Raw genomic sequence first — 16,843 nt, 5'->3', positions numbered from 1 at the left:
TGCTCCTTTCTTAATGTTTTACTCTCTACTCTGTTTCTACGATTTCAGAAAGTGCTTCGTAATAGGAAATCGCATCTTCTGTCGTCATGTAGGCTGTGGAGATTTGTTGATTTAATACTTGGGTCGCACGCAGTACATCAAAGGAAAAGGCTTCTTCATATTCATTCGTATAACTTTCAGCAATTACACGCTTGATCATCATATTTGAAATCAAGACTGGATCATTACCAGGGATTTCTCCAAACGGCCATAGTCGTCCTAAATAATCGACAATATAATGATCAAACCCTGACATCAAGGGGACTTTTCTTCCAGTAAGAGTGACAATTGCTCCTAAATCGCCGTCTTTAAACATCTCTGCTACGCTGTCTGGCAACATACTTTCATCCAGTTCAACGGTTGTCCCAACTGGGTAAATAGGCGCAAAAGCAACATCAATTTTACCAATGTATTGCAAAAATTGAGGAATAGTCAATACCACTTGACTTGATTGCCGATCAAAGGTGACCGTTTGTTCCTCATAATCAAAGAATACGCTCAATTTAGCACCGATCATCGGTTTGTGTTCAAATTGTTGTTCTAAATTTCGGTGTGTCTTATAGACTGATTTTAATAGCTGAAAATTTGTTCCTAAGAGAACACCTGTTAGAATCAGGTCTTCTGTCACTTCAAAGGTAAGTGATTCATCATTGATCAAAACACCTTCAAAAAATTTCTTTGAGTCATAATTTGCCATCACTTAAACCTCACTTTGGTTGTATTTTGTTCAAATGATTTAGATGCTTGCTTATCTTCATTGACAATATTTTCCGCAACTTGTTTCATTTTTTGTGTATCAGTACTTGAAACATTTTTGAAAGATTCTACTGTATTCACCAGTGTTTTTTGAGTCTCTATCACTTTTTTAAAGCGTTTTAGAGTTGTTTTGCCCAATTCATTAATCGTGGGCTTGGAAATACTTGAAACAGCACTATCTGCTTTTGAAACTACTGCATCCCATGCCGCCTTATCTACACCTGTTTTCCCCATCTATAATCTCTCCTCATATCAGGCTAAAAGATAGAAGCCAAGAAATTTTTTGCCGTATTAAAGGCACTTTCTACAGCACCAAGCAAATCTCCTTGTTCTAATTCTTTCTTTGCTATTTCTGCATCTAATTTTGCCATATTTCTTTGATAAGAATTTTCTTCTGTGTGTAATGCCGTACCCATTTTGTTTGCTTTTTCATCAAATTTATCACGAAGCGTTCCTTTAAATTGTCCAGTACTTAATTTTGTAGGATATTGCTTCACTTGACTCTCAAACTGTGCAAAGTTCTTCATAGATTTTTCTAATTTGCTCTTTGCTTCTTTTAATCGTTCTAATTTTTTTTGATTTTTATCATAATTTGCTTTTCGTTCATTTCCAATTTGTTGCCATCGTGTTGATTCTCGTCTATTTTGAGCATTCTTCTCCTGACGCTTTTTTTCTGCTGCATCGTCTTTACTCATCGTTTTACCTCCTTTTACACTTAAACTATCAACTATTCACTAACCAACTTCACTCGACATGCATTCCGTCCAACAAAGAAATGTGACTCATCTAGTTCAACTGTTGGTTCACTATAGCCTGATTTCACATTGATAAATCCTTGATCCGCTAAACGTGTACCGATCATCCCTGCTGGGATATTCGTACGTAGTCGTTTATTAAAGTCATCGAAGCTATTTTCAATTTGTTTTTGATTGCCTTGGAAAATAAAGTAAATCTTCACTTTCGCGGCTTTTCTTAGATACACGTCAATGGCATCATTGGTAATGAATGTCTTGTCTCCAAATACATGCGCCTCTGGAACATAGACAAACATTGGTTCTGGATCTGTTGCGTCCTGGCGAACCTCGATTTCGCTAACTAAATCATTAACAAAGGTACTATAATCAGGTTCAGCAACCATCATGTCAAAGCTTTCCGTAAAGCCGCCGAAACGTTCTGAGCCGTTAAAGACTACTCGTTGTGCTCGTCCTTCAAAATGTTTTAGATTTTCTACAATGACTTTTTCAATGTATTCTGTTTGTTGCGGTGAATCGTCTCCGATCACAAAATAGCCATGCTCTTGTGGGTCAAATCCGACAACATTCGTTGTTTCTTTATCCAAACCAATTGGCAATTGCATATTTTCCAGCATGATTTGTGTTTGTTTTGACTCGTAGAAATCAGCCATTGAAACCACTTTTGCCAGCATCGGAATCTTAATCGGACGTTCGCCAGACCAATCTTCGTTCATCGCTTCTATCTCTTGTTCTAAATGATTTAAGCGGTCAATATCATTTTCGCCATGTGTTGGAAGAAAGACTTGAAGCTCATGTGGATCATCTAATTTGATTTGTGCTCGTCCAATGATTTCTTGTGGAATCAATGCGTCTCGCCCAACAACATCTCTGATTGCGCCTTCCTCTACAAGGAATAGGCCGATGTGAGACGGTATATTGCTTGCCATACTCATCTTGAAGGTAGATGTTCTGAGAACAGATAAAACAGCGTACAGACCTACACTAGCCCCTTCTCGTAGCAACTGGTTCACAACAGATTCGATTTCTTCTTCTAATGGACTTTCCTTGATGGCATCAAATCCGTCAATGATCGTAATCACTACAGGAAGTTTGTTCCCTGATTTTTCTTCGTATTGAGATAGACTTGCTACCCCATAATCGGTAAATGCATCTTTTCGCTCTTGAATCTCTTTTCGGATTCGCTTCAAGAATTTCACTAACTTCTCTTCTTCTTCTAAACGCACTAAATCTGCGACATGAGGAAGTTTTTTCAACGGAAGCAAACCATTTGTACCAAAATCAAATAAATTGAACTGCACTTGGCTTGGTGTATTAAGTCGCGCAAGATTCATTACTAATGTTTGAAGTGCCGTTGATTTACCAAAACCAGGTGAGCCATAAAACGCCGTATGTGTCAGTTCGTTAAAATTAAAGTTGAACACGACTTGCTCTTGTTTAGAAGGAATATCCATAAAGCCAAACGGAACGCTTAATTGTCTTGTATCGCTCCATTCCTTCGATAAGATAGGCGAATCAATTACTGTTTCTAGTGGCGGAAGCCATGGTTTTTCTGGTAATACCGCGTTGGTTTCTTCTGAATATGCTTGGATTGCTTCCACAATAGCATCCAACTGCGTTTTTTCTTCTTCATTTTTCACAACGGTATCTTCTTCTTGTGATAAATCGGCTGTTAATAATTCGTATTGTCCCAATTGATTGATCAGCCAAATACGTTCATCCACTTTTTCTTCTCGTGAAATAAACGGATCATAATTCGCTCCGCTCCAAGCAGATTGGAATAGTTCATAAATTTCATTGTTTCCGACTTGTAAATACGCACGACCTGGTTGTGTGATCGTTGCCGCATCTGGTGTTTTGATGATTTCATTTGAATCATTGGCATCGGCTACTTTCAACGCTAGTTTGAAACGAGAGTTCGACCAAATTTGGTCATCAACAACCCCACTAGGTTTTTGAGTGGCTAAGATTAAATGGACACCTAAAGAACGACCGATTCGAGCCGTTGAAACAAGTTCCGCCATAAAGTCAGGTTCATTGGCTTTTAGTTCGGCAAACTCATCACTGATTAAAAATAAGTGCGGCAATGGATCGCTTGGGTATTTTTTCTTTTCTTCTGGATCTGTAATTGTTTTGCCTTGTTTATATAATTTTGTATAGCCATTAATATGATTCACACCAAATTGGCTAAATTTACGTTGTCTTTTTTGTAACTCAGCACGAATACTTTGTAAGGCTCTAGCAGAACTCGCGCCATCTAAATTGGTAATAGAACCAAGTAAATGAGGTAAGTCAGCAAATAAATTCGCCATCCCTCCACCTTTAAAGTCAATCGGTAAAAAGCCAACATCTTCTGGTGCAAAGTTCACCGCTAAAGATAAGATATAACTTTGAACGATTTCTGATTTACCCGATCCTGTTGTACCCGCAACTAAACCATGAGGGCCGTGTGCTCGTTCGTGTAGGTTAAGGTAAACAATATCGTCTTTACCACGAACACCTAATGGAACCGCTAATGATTTAGACGTATCTGCTTTTGTCCAACGTGTGCCGATGTTTAACTCATCAACTGCTTTTACATCGTATAATTCAAGAAAATCGATTGCTTCTGGGATGGCATTTTTCTCCACTTCAACATGATGTAAATTCGCCAATCTCTGCAATGCTTCTTCAATCGGATAAGCAGTCGGTAAATGAGTCGGTACAAACGCTTGATTCACATACTCATTGTTTTGGTTGATCAAGATTGCCGCTTCACTACTTTGATAATCGATCAAGGTCGTCGTTGTCTCAGGCAACATCGGTAAGGCATCTTTCCCCCAAATCACGGTCACACCATACGGGCTCATGTCTTCTGCTAAAAATTCATTTAGCCCATGTCCAGATAACCAGCTCTCTTCTAAAATAGAGAATACATAATGTGGTTGGAAACGAATCTTTTCATTGCTATTTTCTTTCAGTTCTTGTCTTCTTTTCGTTAAAATTTGGTAAAACGAGTTAAGCACCATATCTCGTGTTTGAGCATTGTGGATGATCCCTCTTAGATTCAAACTGCGAATCTTCAAATGAGGTAGCCAACGCCACGCATGCCAATTAGTATCATAGTCATTTTCAGGAACCAATGTCACAAATTCAACATCTCGATACGAATGCAGCATTGAAATTTGGAATAAGAGTGTTTGAACAGCTGTCCGTAATACTGGATAATTCCCAGCTAAACCAACTGTTTGATCCATTAAAGGAATAACGATCGGCGCTGCTTCTAATTGTTGATAGGGCCAAACAAGCTGCTTCTCTGCTAACGAACTCAATTCGCTTTCTTCATTTGGTTGGTATCTCACGGAAAAACTTGACTTGATTTCCCCAGCTCCAACATGGACTTTTAAGAAATCTTCATTGGTTGTCATGCGCTCATAGATTCGTGCCTGATAGTCTTTAGCCATCAAGGCAAGATCATTCATTGAAGGATACATATACGTAAGAGCATGCTCTTGTTCTTGTTGTAAAAGGGAAATATCTCCTTTTTTCTGAATCAGGTATTGTCTATAAGAGCCTTCGCTACGTTCATTTTTCTCTTTAGTTTCTTTCTTGTTCGTAAAATAACTCGAAACAGAAAAACCTGCCGTTAATAAACTAGCGCCACCCATACTGAGCATCATGATTGGATTTCCGCCACTTAAAAAGCTGGTAGCACCACTTAAAACCACCATTCCTAAAGGAGGGACAAGGGTTCTTAAAAGTTCATTTTTTCCTTCCTTTTCTTTTGGTGTGGGTGTTGTTACTTCTACTTCCATCTTCGGTTCTTTTAGATGGATACGCGGGCTTCGTCTGAATAACGGAAATTCTGAAGGGTATTCAGGTTCATAGCTTTGTTCAATGATTTCAAATGGATTCAATTTAAAGTCAGAACCTAAATTCGTTACCTTTAATTGTTTTTCCCTTACTTCTATGATCAGTTTATCAATCACTAGCTGATCGCCAGTTTTGAACTCAAAAGTTCCCTTAGAAACTCGTTGTCCGTTAAAGTACATCATTTCTTCATTTGCATAGATATCAATAGTATAATTGCTCGTTTTTGCCTCAACCGTAACTGAAACAAACGCTGCAGTCGGCAAGCTGATCGCCGAAGAAGCTCTACTAGAAATCGTAAAGTCTTTTTTAGGTTTGCTTGTTGCAATCGTTTGATAGTCCGTTGGTTTTACAATAACAAATTTAGGATTATTTTTTTCGAACGGCTTGTTATCAAGTAACACTTTCTGCCCGTCATAAGATACTGAATGTCCGTCGATCACTCGTTCTTGTTTGGCTGTCGTTAATTGATGGTGAGAAAAGACATCCCCAAAATAGAAAACATCAAAAAGAACATCGGTTGCGGGTTGCATTTGGTCATCAATAGGAACAGTTGACTCATCTTCAGTTTTATTTGTTTTCAGAATCATCAGTTGCCCCTCCTAATAATTTCATATATTTAGCAATCGCTTCTTCGTATTTCGTCAATAGCTCTTGTTTCTTTTCACCATTCATTTTTGTATCTAGTTTTGTTGCGTCATACAGTTTCGTATAGGCATGTAAAATGAATTGGTTATCCCCTACATTTTGGGCAATATCAAGGGCTTTTTCAAATGAGCCTTTTCCAATATAGATCCAGTATAAAAGCGTGTTTTCATTTGATTTTTGAGAAATATTATTTAAAATCATCTCTTTTTGTTCATTCGATAAATTATCTAATTGGATTGAGCTTACTGCGTATACATATTGAGCACTCTTAGGCAGATTCTCTGGTGTATCTTCTTTCAGCGTGCTCAATACTCCTGAATAATCATTGGCAATATAATTTGCTTCTGCCGTAATAATTCTTTCTTGTGTAGGAACTTCTTTTAGTGCATAATTTCCAACAAAGAAACTTAAAACAAGCGTTGCGACCAACAATACAAGACTGCCCCATTTAAACAACGTGTAGCTTTTTTTGTTTACCAGTTTGTTTTGTTTCTCTTGTTTCATTTTTTGAATAACAACTTGTTCACTGATCATTTGATCGATTTCTTCTGGTGAATGAGCTGCTTGAATCTTTTTAGATAGTGGATCTTGCAATGTTCCAGCACCTTCGATCAACCGTTCATAATCTAATTTTGGATGAAGAATAAACAGAATCAAGGCACGATACTGTTTTAAAAAGTCCTCTTCATTTGTCACATAAGGTACAACTAAATTCATAAATCCTCTATGTGCAATGGATAACTCTTCTCCAAAAAGAAAAATATTTCTTGGGTGGATAAATGGTTGAATCGTAGAATGGATAAACGGCTCAATGAAGCGGATTTTTTGTGCTAAAAGAAGTCGTTTAAATGATGACATTTTTTTAATTGCTTCTTCGATAGGTACTGCATAGTTATCTTTTTCATAAGATAAGACTAAATGCTCTTCCGTTGCCTCCAACATTTCTCCTGCTAATAAAGCATCTCTTTTTTGGAGAACCGCTTGAAACTGATCCAGCTCTGATAAGCGATATTGGTTCGCTTGTAGCGTAACCAGCACCTTATCTTTTTGAACTTGGATATCTATTTTTTCTGATATATCTTTTACTTCACTCACGTTTTAGGCCCCTTTACTTTTTCATCGTTTCTCTAACAACTAATTGGTCCCCATCGCCTAGTGCATAGTTTGCTAGAAGAACTTCTCCGTTTAACTTAATTGACTTATTTATTATTTCTAACTCAAAGGTTTCTGGTAAAGAGATGTTCAATAATTCTAGTGATTCTCTCAATAGTTCTTTTAAACGATTTCCAGAAACTTTTATAGGAATCTGCAAATCAATAATTTGTTTTCCCACATGTAATCCAATACCAATAGATGTGTCTTTCCGCATAAACTTCTACCTTCCTATCCTTTTTTTACCCACGTAGGAAATGCTCGACCTAATATGATTCCAAGCCCTACAACAAAGAGGCCGCCAACTACACATAGTAAAATGAACCCGATATTATTGCCGTTTTTCAACCCTGAATCGCCTGAATCCAAACTGTCATTCAAGACATATCCGCTTGAGAAAAGAAGGGGGGTTATTTGTTGGTCAACCGTACGTTGTGCTGGTGTTTCTTTCATAAAAACTTCTTTTTGTGCATTTGTAATGAGCGTCATTTTTTCTTCATCTAGCTGTTTATCCTGATCCGACATCTCTTTCATAAATAATTGATTGATCGTGAAGGTAGCAGAATTATTCTGACTACCTTCATTCTTTTCGTAAATCACTTGGTTATTTATTTTTAAATCGCCCGTCTCGGCATGAACAGGAACACTTTGTAAAAAAATGAACAGTGCAGGAACAAGCATTCCTTTTAAAATCGTTTTAACATCCATTTTTAGTCTAAATTGCATCGTTTTTCTCCCTTGCAAGTAATAGAAAAGATCATGCTTTCACTTTTTTATCTTCTGGTTTCACCCAAAAATTCAATAGAATACCACTAACTGCTAGGACGACAAGAATTAGGTAACTTACCCAGCCAATACTGCTTCCGTTTAGTAAGGCAGTAAAGCCGTTTTGAATATTTTGTAAAGGTGACACGCGATACAATATATTCGTGAATGTTCCTGTTTTTGTGGCTACTCCCAATAATGGTGTCAACATGAAGAATAATCCTAGTATTGCGCCGCTAAGATAAAGCGTCAGCAATCTGAACTGTCTCATACAGCCGAGTGTCAGAAGTAATCCAGCAAATAAAACTAAAAAGGCATAGCTAAACCAAGCTATTTTGGCATTCATGCCAACAACCAGACTCAGATTAAGAGCAAATGCAACAGACAGCGCAACACTACTTAGCAAGATCACGATCACATTTGACGTATTGTACCAAGCTCTTGATGGATTCATTAGCAAGTCCGTTTTAGATACTTTTCTTCGTTTCATGTATTTTTGCATCCCTGTAGCAACCAAAATAATAATGAATGCTGCTATAATTGTTGCATAATACGGAATCAACGAATTTTGTCTCGTCTTTCCAAAATCGCCTTTTTCTTGAATTGGATTCGAAAGGAAATTAAAGACTGTAGTATTATCCGAACCGCCATTTCTTGTATTAGAAAGAACTTTATCAAATGTTTCTGCATACTTCGCATTGTCATTTGTTTTTTCATGTACTTCAGTAACGGTTTTATCTAGGTTTGTTAGAATACCATTGGCATCTGTTTGCACTTTGTTTGTCGATTCTTTTAAGGTTTGAATAATCGGTGCAACGTCTTTGACTTGCGCTGCTGATTCTTCTGTTGTTTTCGCCGTTTCCTTCGAACTACTAGCTAATGTCTGGATATTTTTTACTAGACTTTCTGTAGTAGCGTTGATTGCAGCTGTATCATTCTTATCAGGATGCGCATTTGTATCCGTAATAACAGATTCTGCCGCTACTCGCTCTGTTTCCTTCCACGAATTATAAGTTGTATCGATTTCTTGGCTGGCTTTATCAAACCATTCTCCTAAAGTCGAGGCTTCTTGTAACATCATATCTGGTACGGTCATCAGATTTAATGTGCCATATAACGTCATCGCTTCGCCTTCATTTTTATCAGTACGTGTTCCGATTGTAGCGTTTAGTTTGTCGATTTGCGCTACAATGTCTTTATATAGACTATCGCCGTTTTCCCTATAATTTTTATAGAGCGACTCCGAAATTTGTGAAACTTTTTTAGTATCCGTGACATTATCGTATAGCCAATAAACAGAATTAGGTGTAGCTAATTCATTGAATGATTTATCTGGATTACTTGTGACATAGCCAGCAAAGCTAGCAACATCTTGTTGAGTCGGATCAGCGTATATAGTGGTTAATTTCTCAGCAGCTGATGTTAAGATTGTAAAAAGACTAAAAAGTTCAGGTAAATCTTGTTTTAAAGGCTGGTCTTTATCGATATAAGCGGCCAATTGTCCAGACGCTGTGATTGAATTGTTCCATTTCCAAAAATAGTTACATTGATAATATTCATTATGATCACTAGAATCATCCGGATATGTCCATTGTATCTGGGAGTCAAATGTGTACGACATATTAGAATTCACAGGTGCTTTGGGCGGTTCAGTACTTTCAGTGTCCTTAAGTATAATTGCTATCGTTAGCTGTGTTTCATCATTAGAAACAGTTGCGGTATAGTCTGAACCAGATAAATGACGAAGGATTTCTCTTTCTAAATTATCTCTGATTGTTCCCATATTAATAACTTTGACTTCACCACTGCTTCCAGCATTAAATATATGTCCGAATTGCACACTCTGATTGGCCCGTGTCAAATCTACATTCACTGTATTCGTTACATTGAAATTAGATAAACGATCTTCTTTCGGAACCGTTGACAGTATGTTAAATTGATTCCCATTCCCCGAGGTGAGAGTAGGATCATAATGCGTCACCAAATTATATGAAGCACTTAATTTGTCACTTTCTGATGGCGTAAGTAGTCCATCACCTACAAGTTTTGCTAAAAGAATCGGAAAATCCGTGCTCGAAGGAAGTGCCTGTTCTTGTAATTTTTGAAGTTCGTTCTTTACAGCAGTTAAGTATTCTCCATCTTCCTTAATCTCAGAATCTTTATCCACAGGTGATATTAATTTTGAAATAGCTAGTTTCACTTGGTCTTCTTCCGCAGTTTCGGAATCAGCATTTTTATCGTTGTAGTACTTTTCTGCAACATCCTCTTTTAAAGTTGTTAATTCTGTTACTTGTTTTTCCAAATCTTTTATTTCACTTGTTAACTCTTTAATTCTCTTACTTTGTGTTTCTTTAAATGCATAAGCATTCGTTAAAAAATTCGCGTAAACGCCAGTGTCTTTAGATTCTTCAGACCCTTTTGTAAGAAACAGCCCTAATTGATTGTTTATACTCTCATCAAAACCATCATATTGCGCTTTGTAACCTTTTAGGTCATTTTGCCATTGCGCTTCTAATTGTTCTTTTTGTAGCTCAAATTGCGCATTGAACTGTTTAATGGATGTTTCTAATTTTTTATTTGCTTCATCTGCATAATCATTCACAGATTTCTGTACTTCCTCTGTTGACTGACTATTCGCTTCCAAACCAGCGTTATTACTTTCCATCAATTGCTTCACTGATTGAACAAATGCTTTTTGTTCCGATGTAAACATTTTATTGTCTTCATCTAAGATACTTGCTGTATCAATGACATTTGAAAAATTCGTTGGTACTTCTTTAAATGGTAAATAAATTGTTTTCTCCAAATTATTTTTGTGATTTGTTTCTAATCCAACAATTTGGTTAACGTTTTGTTGCGCTTCAGATAAATTTCCTACAATACTTGAAAAATACATTTGTACAATTCGTTGATTGAAATCTTTTAAAATATCATTTACTTTTACCTGAATCGCCTGATTGGTTATCTCGTTTTGACCTTCTCTTACTTGATACTCTACTAAAGCTTTTTCTGGATTTATACTTTGTAATGAAAGTAATCGTTCAGAGAAATCTTGCGGAATAATAATCTGCGCATCAAATTGTCCATCAGTAACTCCACGACTAGCAATATCTCTGGTCGTGGTCTCCCATCGGTTAGCGGTATCTTGATTGATCAAGGTAACAAAATCAGTTCCTAAAGAGTATTTTTTCCCTTCAAACAGAGTCCCTTTGTCTTCATTTACCAATACATACTGCATTTTCGTTACCTTTTCATTAGACGTTTGTTGGATATTATCACTTTTAAAACCAATATAAGAAAGAATAGATAAGAACAATATGCTACTGAAAACAATCGAAATAACAGGAAGATACTTTTTTAATTTATTTTTCAATTTCCTCTTCTCTCCTAATGTAAAAGCTAAAAGAGCTCGTTCAGCTCTGACAGGAAAAGATAAACATTACCTCAGTCATTTTTTATCTTTTTCCCGAACCCTTCAATCCTTAGAGCTTTAGCTCTTAGCAATTGATGCGGTAAAAGCCAGGCGTAGCGCTAACTCTTGCAGCTAGATAATGAAAAAACGCCCGCGCAATGAATTGCACTGACGCTTTTTTATTTCAAAATTAATTTAGTTTAAACCGAAAGAACTTGCATCTTGTTGATCGCGTTGCGCAACTGTATCAGCATATTTGTTCAATTGACTATTAATGCTGATCAATAATTCTTCCATTTTTTTAACGTTTCCTTCTAATTGATTGTATTGTTCTAAATATGATTGAAACGCTTGACCTTTCCATTCTTGAGCGATTTGTTGATTCATAGAATTTACTTTACGAATCGCATCTTGAATTTGTTGTTGTGATTGTGTATAAACCTTTGCTTGTGATTTCAGTTGCTCGGGCGTGACCGAAATTGCTCCTGCCATTATAATCTCTCCTCTGTATAATCAATTTGTTTACATAAATAGTATATCGGTCATTAAGTCTGATTGTCAACGGTTTTTAGAAATAAAATGTGATTTTAAGAAAATACTTTAACTCCAATTGAACATTTTATTATTTTTAAAGAAAAAATAGATTATTTAATTGTAAATCATTTTTATCATATATATTTAAGTACATACTAACTGCTTATAGGTAATAAAACTCCCTAAGTTTTGTATCAAAAATTAGATGACTAATTGAATTTATTTTAATAAAATTCTTATAAATCCCTTTTGCCCTTCATGAAAATCACGCTTTAGTTCATCCTAACAAATGAAGAGGCAAAACTGTCCAACAAATAGCCACTGCCTTGTTTATCAGCCTCTCTAAGTTTAGCCATCTCTTCTCTAGAATGAATGTCATGAACGTGTATCTCGTTATTTTTTCTAATCCTAGCAAACAAATGAACACCCCCATAGTAGCTACATACTTTATTTTTAACATTTTATCCAAAAATATTATATATTCCTGATTTATGAACATGAGATTACGGTTCACATTCGTATCTCCCCTACATTTTTTATATGAACTTTTAAATAAAAGTAACTCATCTTTCTATTTATTTTGGTATGAATAGTTACTTTATACTATATTTATCATTTATTGGATCATAAAACAGTGTCTACAATATCATTTACGTTACGTCCAACACTTAACGGGCATTATTTACTAAGACATCTTCTTGGTGGTGGATTTAACTTAAACGCTAAAGATTTTGTAATGCTTCAATGATGATTCGAGACGTTTATGGACATACAGATGAACAAACCTAAATTAACACAATTAAACGTTTGGAGGAACATAGACGAGTGAATCAAGAGTGATGGACGAAACAGTCGTAAACAAATCAAAAAAAGACACCTTCCAAAAACTGGAAAGTGTCTTGAAATCCTTGATATAACAAAGATTAACGTTTTGAAAACAGAAATTACTATCAATTACGAATGTCAATCCAGAGGAATCCTTTTATATCAATAACTTACTAGTTTAGAATATGGATTGAGATGGACAAATTCGGATGTTTATTGATGGTACTTGAACCAATTTGAACCAAAAAATAATATGGATGCTAGTTGAATACTTTTTTAGTCCTCTTAATAATAATCTTCCATTAAATAATTGATTCATCTCTTAAACATTTTATTAAAACATATAGTGGTAATATTATATCATTAGAAATCTCTAGAGCAAGCTCTTTATCTATTTTTGCAGGGTTATGTGTCAACGAATGCAGAAATTGATCATAGGACTCATTAGAAAATTTAACTTTTATTGAGGTTAAAAAGTTTTTCAAAGCGTCTCTTCCTTTAAATTTCTTATGAACTCTTATTTTTTTATCTTTCAGAGCATCATTAGGAGCGATAGCAATAACTTCAATCAAATCGTCAATCATTTTTTCTACATTCAATTTTAGCTGTCCCATCAAAGATAGATCTGTTCTGCTTCCAATGTATGATTTAGTAATATCTTCAAAAATAGCCCTAAAACTAATGATAAAAAGCAAATATTTATTATCATAATCTAAATCATAAAGTTGATGAACCAACTCATTAATATCAGACAAATCTATATCTCCCACAAAATGATTACTATTTCTAAAGAAATAATTTCCTTCTCTATTATTTATAATTTCACGATTTTTTATAGTTAGATATAAGATTTCCTTGTGACCATTCCAACAATACTCAACAGGATATTCTCCTGCTAAATTATCAGAAGTTACCACCTCATTCGCATCTACATTCAATTTATTGTGAATAATCGTAATACCATCGATAAACATCTCTTCAATTAATTCCGAGTCTTTAAGAAGGAGTTGCTCTCCAGCTTCAATTTCTTTAGAATTCATTTTTAGTATTTTTATCTCATTACTGTCTGGATCGTTAGAACCCACCTGCCCACTACTCTCTGGAGAAGGAGGATCGTTAGAAACCGTTGTATTATCATCTATGCTTTCTTCATTATCAGATTCCGAGTCTCGATTTTCAACATTTGAATCATTTTCTTCTTCCTCTTCTTGATTCTGAATAGTTTCACTTCGCTCGACAAACAATCCATTTTTGACCGCTAAATTAATACTTATGGAAGGATATAAAATGTAGTTGTACAAAATATCAATAAATTTGTGATAATATTTATTTTCAATGAAGCCACCTCTTTCATTTGAAATTCTTAACCCTTCTGAAAGGTCATTAAAATTATCAAATGATACATACCCATATACATTATGTTGTCTAAGATCATTTATTTTCTTCGTTTGACTTATATTAGTCAATTGTAGCCAGTCGTTATTTTTATTGAGATAGTTATACAAAGCAAATTTATTCACATAAAGTCTAATACCGCTTTCAAAACTATTCATCTGATTGGTTTTTCTATTTTTCTTAACATACCATTTACCTTCAAAATGTGGAATAGCGATTTCATTCAAATGTACCAATCCACCTGTTAAATAGTCATCAAATTTAATTTCCACAGGATCAAATTGATATTTTTGTTCCAAAATGGAATCCACCGATTCTGAAGAATTTAGATCAAAAACCAAGTCATCTGATGTGACTCTAACATCATCTGTCGCATATGAATAGGTTAAAGAATTTTCATCAGAATTATATTCGAAAGAAATGATAACATCAAAATCCGATTCGAAAGTCGTTATATTATCAACTGAAATATCAAAATTCTCACCATTTTTCGTTATTATAAGACTAGTTAAGCTCATATCATCCACAAATTTATTCATAGATATATGCTTAAATTTATTTAATTCTTTATCTGAGCTCAATAACACCATGTCATCAATCTCTATCTCAGAAATAATTACTACAGTACCACTATCAATAGTTCCTATTGGGAGTTCTTCATAAAACAATCCATCTTCCATTTCCCATGACACATGAAAATTCCCATCATCTGAATATGACCATATTTCCAGTTTTTTTCCTAATGAGAAAACAGAATAAATTGCTAATCCCTTACTCCCTAATAATGTATTACCTCTACTATTTTCTAGGTAGCCTCCTCTCTTTTTACTTGATTGAGCAATTTTTGCCAATTCCATAATTTCCTCGCGGGTAAAACCATCCCCATTATCTTTAATAGATATAGAACCATTTAATGTATCCAAATCCACTTTAACTTCACTCGCATTAGCATCCACACCATTTTTAATAAGTTCTGAAATAACTACAAACGGACTAGTTACATTTGAAATGACTGAAATAACATCATCCACGGAAAATTCAACAGTAAGTTCCTCCATCCAACATCAACTCCTAGATTTTACTTATTTTTTTAAAATTAATACATATTCAGTATTCATTGAACTGACAGCTTTATTATTCACTCTTGAAACTTTTCTAGGCATTCTTTTTACAGGTATATTTCTTGATAATTCGGCCTCAATACTAAAACCCTTCTCCAGTAAAAAATCTTTGGTAATTTCAGTAAGTGGTAAAATCTCATTATCAACTCGCCTATTACCCAGCGTTACAATCATGAACTTACCAGGTTTTAAAACATTATGCATTTTATCAAAAGCATCCAGATAGTCATTAACAAAATTTATTACCTTTCTATGTTTGGAAAGAGATATAGAATCCAAATAATTTATTAATCTATCAGAAGTATAGTGTACTTTGCTTGGAATGCTTTTAGGCCCACCCAAGCTTGCAGAATCAATACTTGAGTAATTTTCCAATAGACTATCATCAAATTTTGTTAAGTCTTTCTTATTAATCCAGTACAATGGTAGCATTGAATATTGTCCATAAGTAACTGTTGTTCCATTATCACCATATGGAGGAGATGTACAAATCAAATCTATACTATTTTGTTCTGTTTTGGATAATAACTCTCTTGTATCTCCAACAGACAATAGCACTTTTTTATGCCTAGAGTAATCAGGTAAATATTTATAAGAAGTAGAAATGTTTTGAAAAAAATCTTTAAAAACATCATTTTTCAATTGGTTGATATCTTCTTCTTTTTTTATATGCAGCTTAAAAGTTGAACTTCTAGTATTACTATATTTCTTAATAACATTAATTAAACACACCCAGTAATACTGTCTTATATATTTATATTTTTCTTGTTGAATAATATGTTTTATTTTACTAAGACTCTCAATAATATCCGTGCGGAACCATTTTTCTATATTATAAAAATCATGAACTACAAAATTAATGTCATCTTCCAAAACTTTTCTCATTATTCTTCTATTACTAGACTCCACTATTTTTTTATTAACTCCTTGCAATTTAACAAGCGTCATAAGATTAGCTAAAGGGTTAATATCAAATCCTATTGGGTCTAATCCTAAACCAGTTCCTTCAACTAATGTTACTCCCGACCCATGAAAAGGATCTAATATGTTTTTTACAGACTTATCTTCCTCAGTTACCATTTTAATTAACTCTTTTTGCATATCAGGAACCATAGTTGCGGGGTAAGAACTGATTTTATGGATACCAAATAGCTTAGAATCAGCAAAGTCCCAATAATCAATGCTTTTTTCCTTCAATATCTCGGTTATAGACACCATTGCACCGTCCTATACATAATTTGATTTCATTATATCACAAATAATATACTAATTTTAATAAATTCAATCCTTTGTACTTTTTTGCTCCATATTATCCAAAGCAAACTCGCAGGCTTGAATTACAAAACTAGAAAAAGTTGTATCATTTTCTGTAATGACTTCCTCAATTTTTTCTATCAGTGGCACAGGAAATCTGATTGTTTTATTTTCAGTCTCTTTTCGATTAGGCTTAAGTTTAAAATTTTTCAATTGCAATGCCTCCAGTCATAATTAATTGTATTTCGTTTCGCACGAAAAAGAAGCATTGCCATTTGCATTGCATTTTGAATTGCAAAAATTTGATACACTTGATACAATAAGTTGTAACTAAAAAATAA

12 protein-coding genes are annotated in these 16,843 nt (G+C 34.6%); all 12 read right to left on the bottom strand.

Features of this window, described 5'->3' with window-relative positions; genetic code table 11:
* Positions 1-25: 25 nt before the first annotated feature.
* The 12 genes from I580_RS13090 to I580_RS13030 all read right to left on the bottom strand — a co-directional run bounded on the left by I580_RS13090 (position 26) and on the right by I580_RS13030 (position 16,715).
* A complete protein-coding gene (locus tag I580_RS13090) occupies positions 26-736 on the bottom strand; it encodes a DUF4176 domain-containing protein (RefSeq protein ID WP_010771989.1) in 711 nt (236 codons plus the stop codon).
* Positions 736-1,029 carry a TIGR04197 family type VII secretion effector gene (locus I580_RS13085; protein WP_010771988.1) on the bottom strand — a complete coding sequence of 98 codons (294 nt, stop codon included), beginning with the start codon at positions 1,027-1,029 and terminating at the stop codon, positions 736-738. The genes I580_RS13090 and I580_RS13085 overlap by 1 nt, the downstream gene beginning before the upstream one ends.
* A 23-nt stretch (positions 1,030-1,052) precedes the next feature.
* Entirely contained in the window at positions 1,053-1,490 is a 438-nt protein-coding gene (locus I580_RS13080; protein ID WP_010771987.1) for a hypothetical protein, read from the bottom strand.
* Positions 1,491-1,522: 32 nt separating this feature from the next.
* Positions 1,523-5,986, bottom strand: coding sequence for a type VII secretion protein EssC (essC, locus tag I580_RS13075; protein ID WP_010771986.1), 4,464 nt, complete (start codon positions 5,984-5,986; stop codon positions 1,523-1,525).
* Positions 5,967-7,139: a type VII secretion protein EssB gene (gene essB / locus I580_RS13070; RefSeq protein WP_010771985.1), complete on the bottom strand. Its 1,173-nt coding sequence runs from the start codon at positions 7,137-7,139 to the stop codon at positions 5,967-5,969. Before essB ends, essC begins: the two co-directional genes overlap by 20 nt.
* 13 nt (positions 7,140-7,152) lie before the next feature.
* Positions 7,153-7,413 (bottom strand): hypothetical protein, encoded by a 261-nt coding sequence (locus I580_RS13065; RefSeq protein WP_010771984.1) that lies wholly within the window; start codon positions 7,411-7,413, stop codon positions 7,153-7,155.
* 14 nt (positions 7,414-7,427) lie between these two features.
* Entirely contained in the window at positions 7,428-7,922 is a 495-nt protein-coding gene (locus I580_RS13060; RefSeq protein WP_010771983.1) for a hypothetical protein, read from the bottom strand.
* Between the two features lie 31 nt (positions 7,923-7,953).
* Positions 7,954-11,334 carry a type VII secretion protein EsaA gene (esaA, locus tag I580_RS13055; protein ID WP_010771982.1) on the bottom strand — a complete coding sequence of 1,127 codons (3,381 nt, stop codon included), beginning with the start codon at positions 11,332-11,334 and terminating at the stop codon, positions 7,954-7,956.
* 234 nt (positions 11,335-11,568) lie between these two features.
* The gene (locus I580_RS13050) at positions 11,569-11,865 is read right to left on the bottom strand and encodes a WXG100 family type VII secretion target (protein WP_010761887.1); all 297 of its coding nucleotides are present in this window, start codon (positions 11,863-11,865) and stop codon (positions 11,569-11,571) included.
* Between the two features lie 1,169 nt (positions 11,866-13,034).
* On the bottom strand, positions 13,035-15,185 hold the full coding sequence (locus I580_RS13040; protein ID WP_010771981.1) for an ATP-binding protein: 2,151 nt from the start codon (positions 15,183-15,185) through the stop codon (positions 13,035-13,037).
* A gap of 24 nt (positions 15,186-15,209) precedes the next feature.
* Positions 15,210-16,466, bottom strand: coding sequence for a DNA methyltransferase (locus tag I580_RS13035; protein WP_010771980.1), 1,257 nt, complete (start codon positions 16,464-16,466; stop codon positions 15,210-15,212).
* Between the two features lie 63 nt (positions 16,467-16,529).
* Positions 16,530-16,715, bottom strand: coding sequence for a YlcI/YnfO family protein (locus I580_RS13030; protein WP_010771979.1), 186 nt, complete (start codon positions 16,713-16,715; stop codon positions 16,530-16,532).
* Between the last annotated feature and the right edge of the window lie 128 nt (positions 16,716-16,843).

This window comes from Enterococcus caccae ATCC BAA-1240 (assembly GCF_000407145.1).
Classification (GTDB): Bacteria; Bacillota; Bacilli; order Lactobacillales; family Enterococcaceae; genus Enterococcus_L; species Enterococcus_L caccae.
The sequence above is the reverse complement of the archived record's forward strand: the minus strand, read 5'-3'. Positions and strand labels throughout refer to the sequence as shown.

Excerpts from the sequence above, each read along its gene's own strand:
- I580_RS13090 (WP_010771989.1), bottom strand. The coding sequence starts at position 736 with ATGGCAAATTATGACTCAAAGAAATTTTTTGAAGGTGTTTTGATCAAT.
- I580_RS13085 (WP_010771988.1), bottom strand. The coding sequence starts at position 1,029 with ATGGGGAAAACAGGTGTAGATAAGGCGGCATGGGATGCAGTAGTTTCA.
- I580_RS13080 (WP_010771987.1), bottom strand. The coding sequence starts at position 1,490 with ATGAGTAAAGACGATGCAGCAGAAAAAAAGCGTCAGGAGAAGAATGCT.
- essC (WP_010771986.1), bottom strand. The coding sequence starts at position 5,986 with ATGATTCTGAAAACAAATAAAACTGAAGATGAGTCAACTGTTCCTATT.
- I580_RS13065 (WP_010771984.1), bottom strand. The coding sequence starts at position 7,413 with ATGCGGAAAGACACATCTATTGGTATTGGATTACATGTGGGAAAACAA.
- I580_RS13060 (WP_010771983.1), bottom strand. The coding sequence starts at position 7,922 with ATGCAATTTAGACTAAAAATGGATGTTAAAACGATTTTAAAAGGAATG.
- I580_RS13050 (WP_010761887.1), bottom strand. The coding sequence starts at position 11,865 with ATGGCAGGAGCAATTTCGGTCACGCCCGAGCAACTGAAATCACAAGCA.
- I580_RS13040 (WP_010771981.1), bottom strand. The coding sequence starts at position 15,185 with ATGGAGGAACTTACTGTTGAATTTTCCGTGGATGATGTTATTTCAGTC.
- I580_RS13035 (WP_010771980.1), bottom strand. The coding sequence starts at position 16,466 with ATGGTGTCTATAACCGAGATATTGAAGGAAAAAAGCATTGATTATTGG.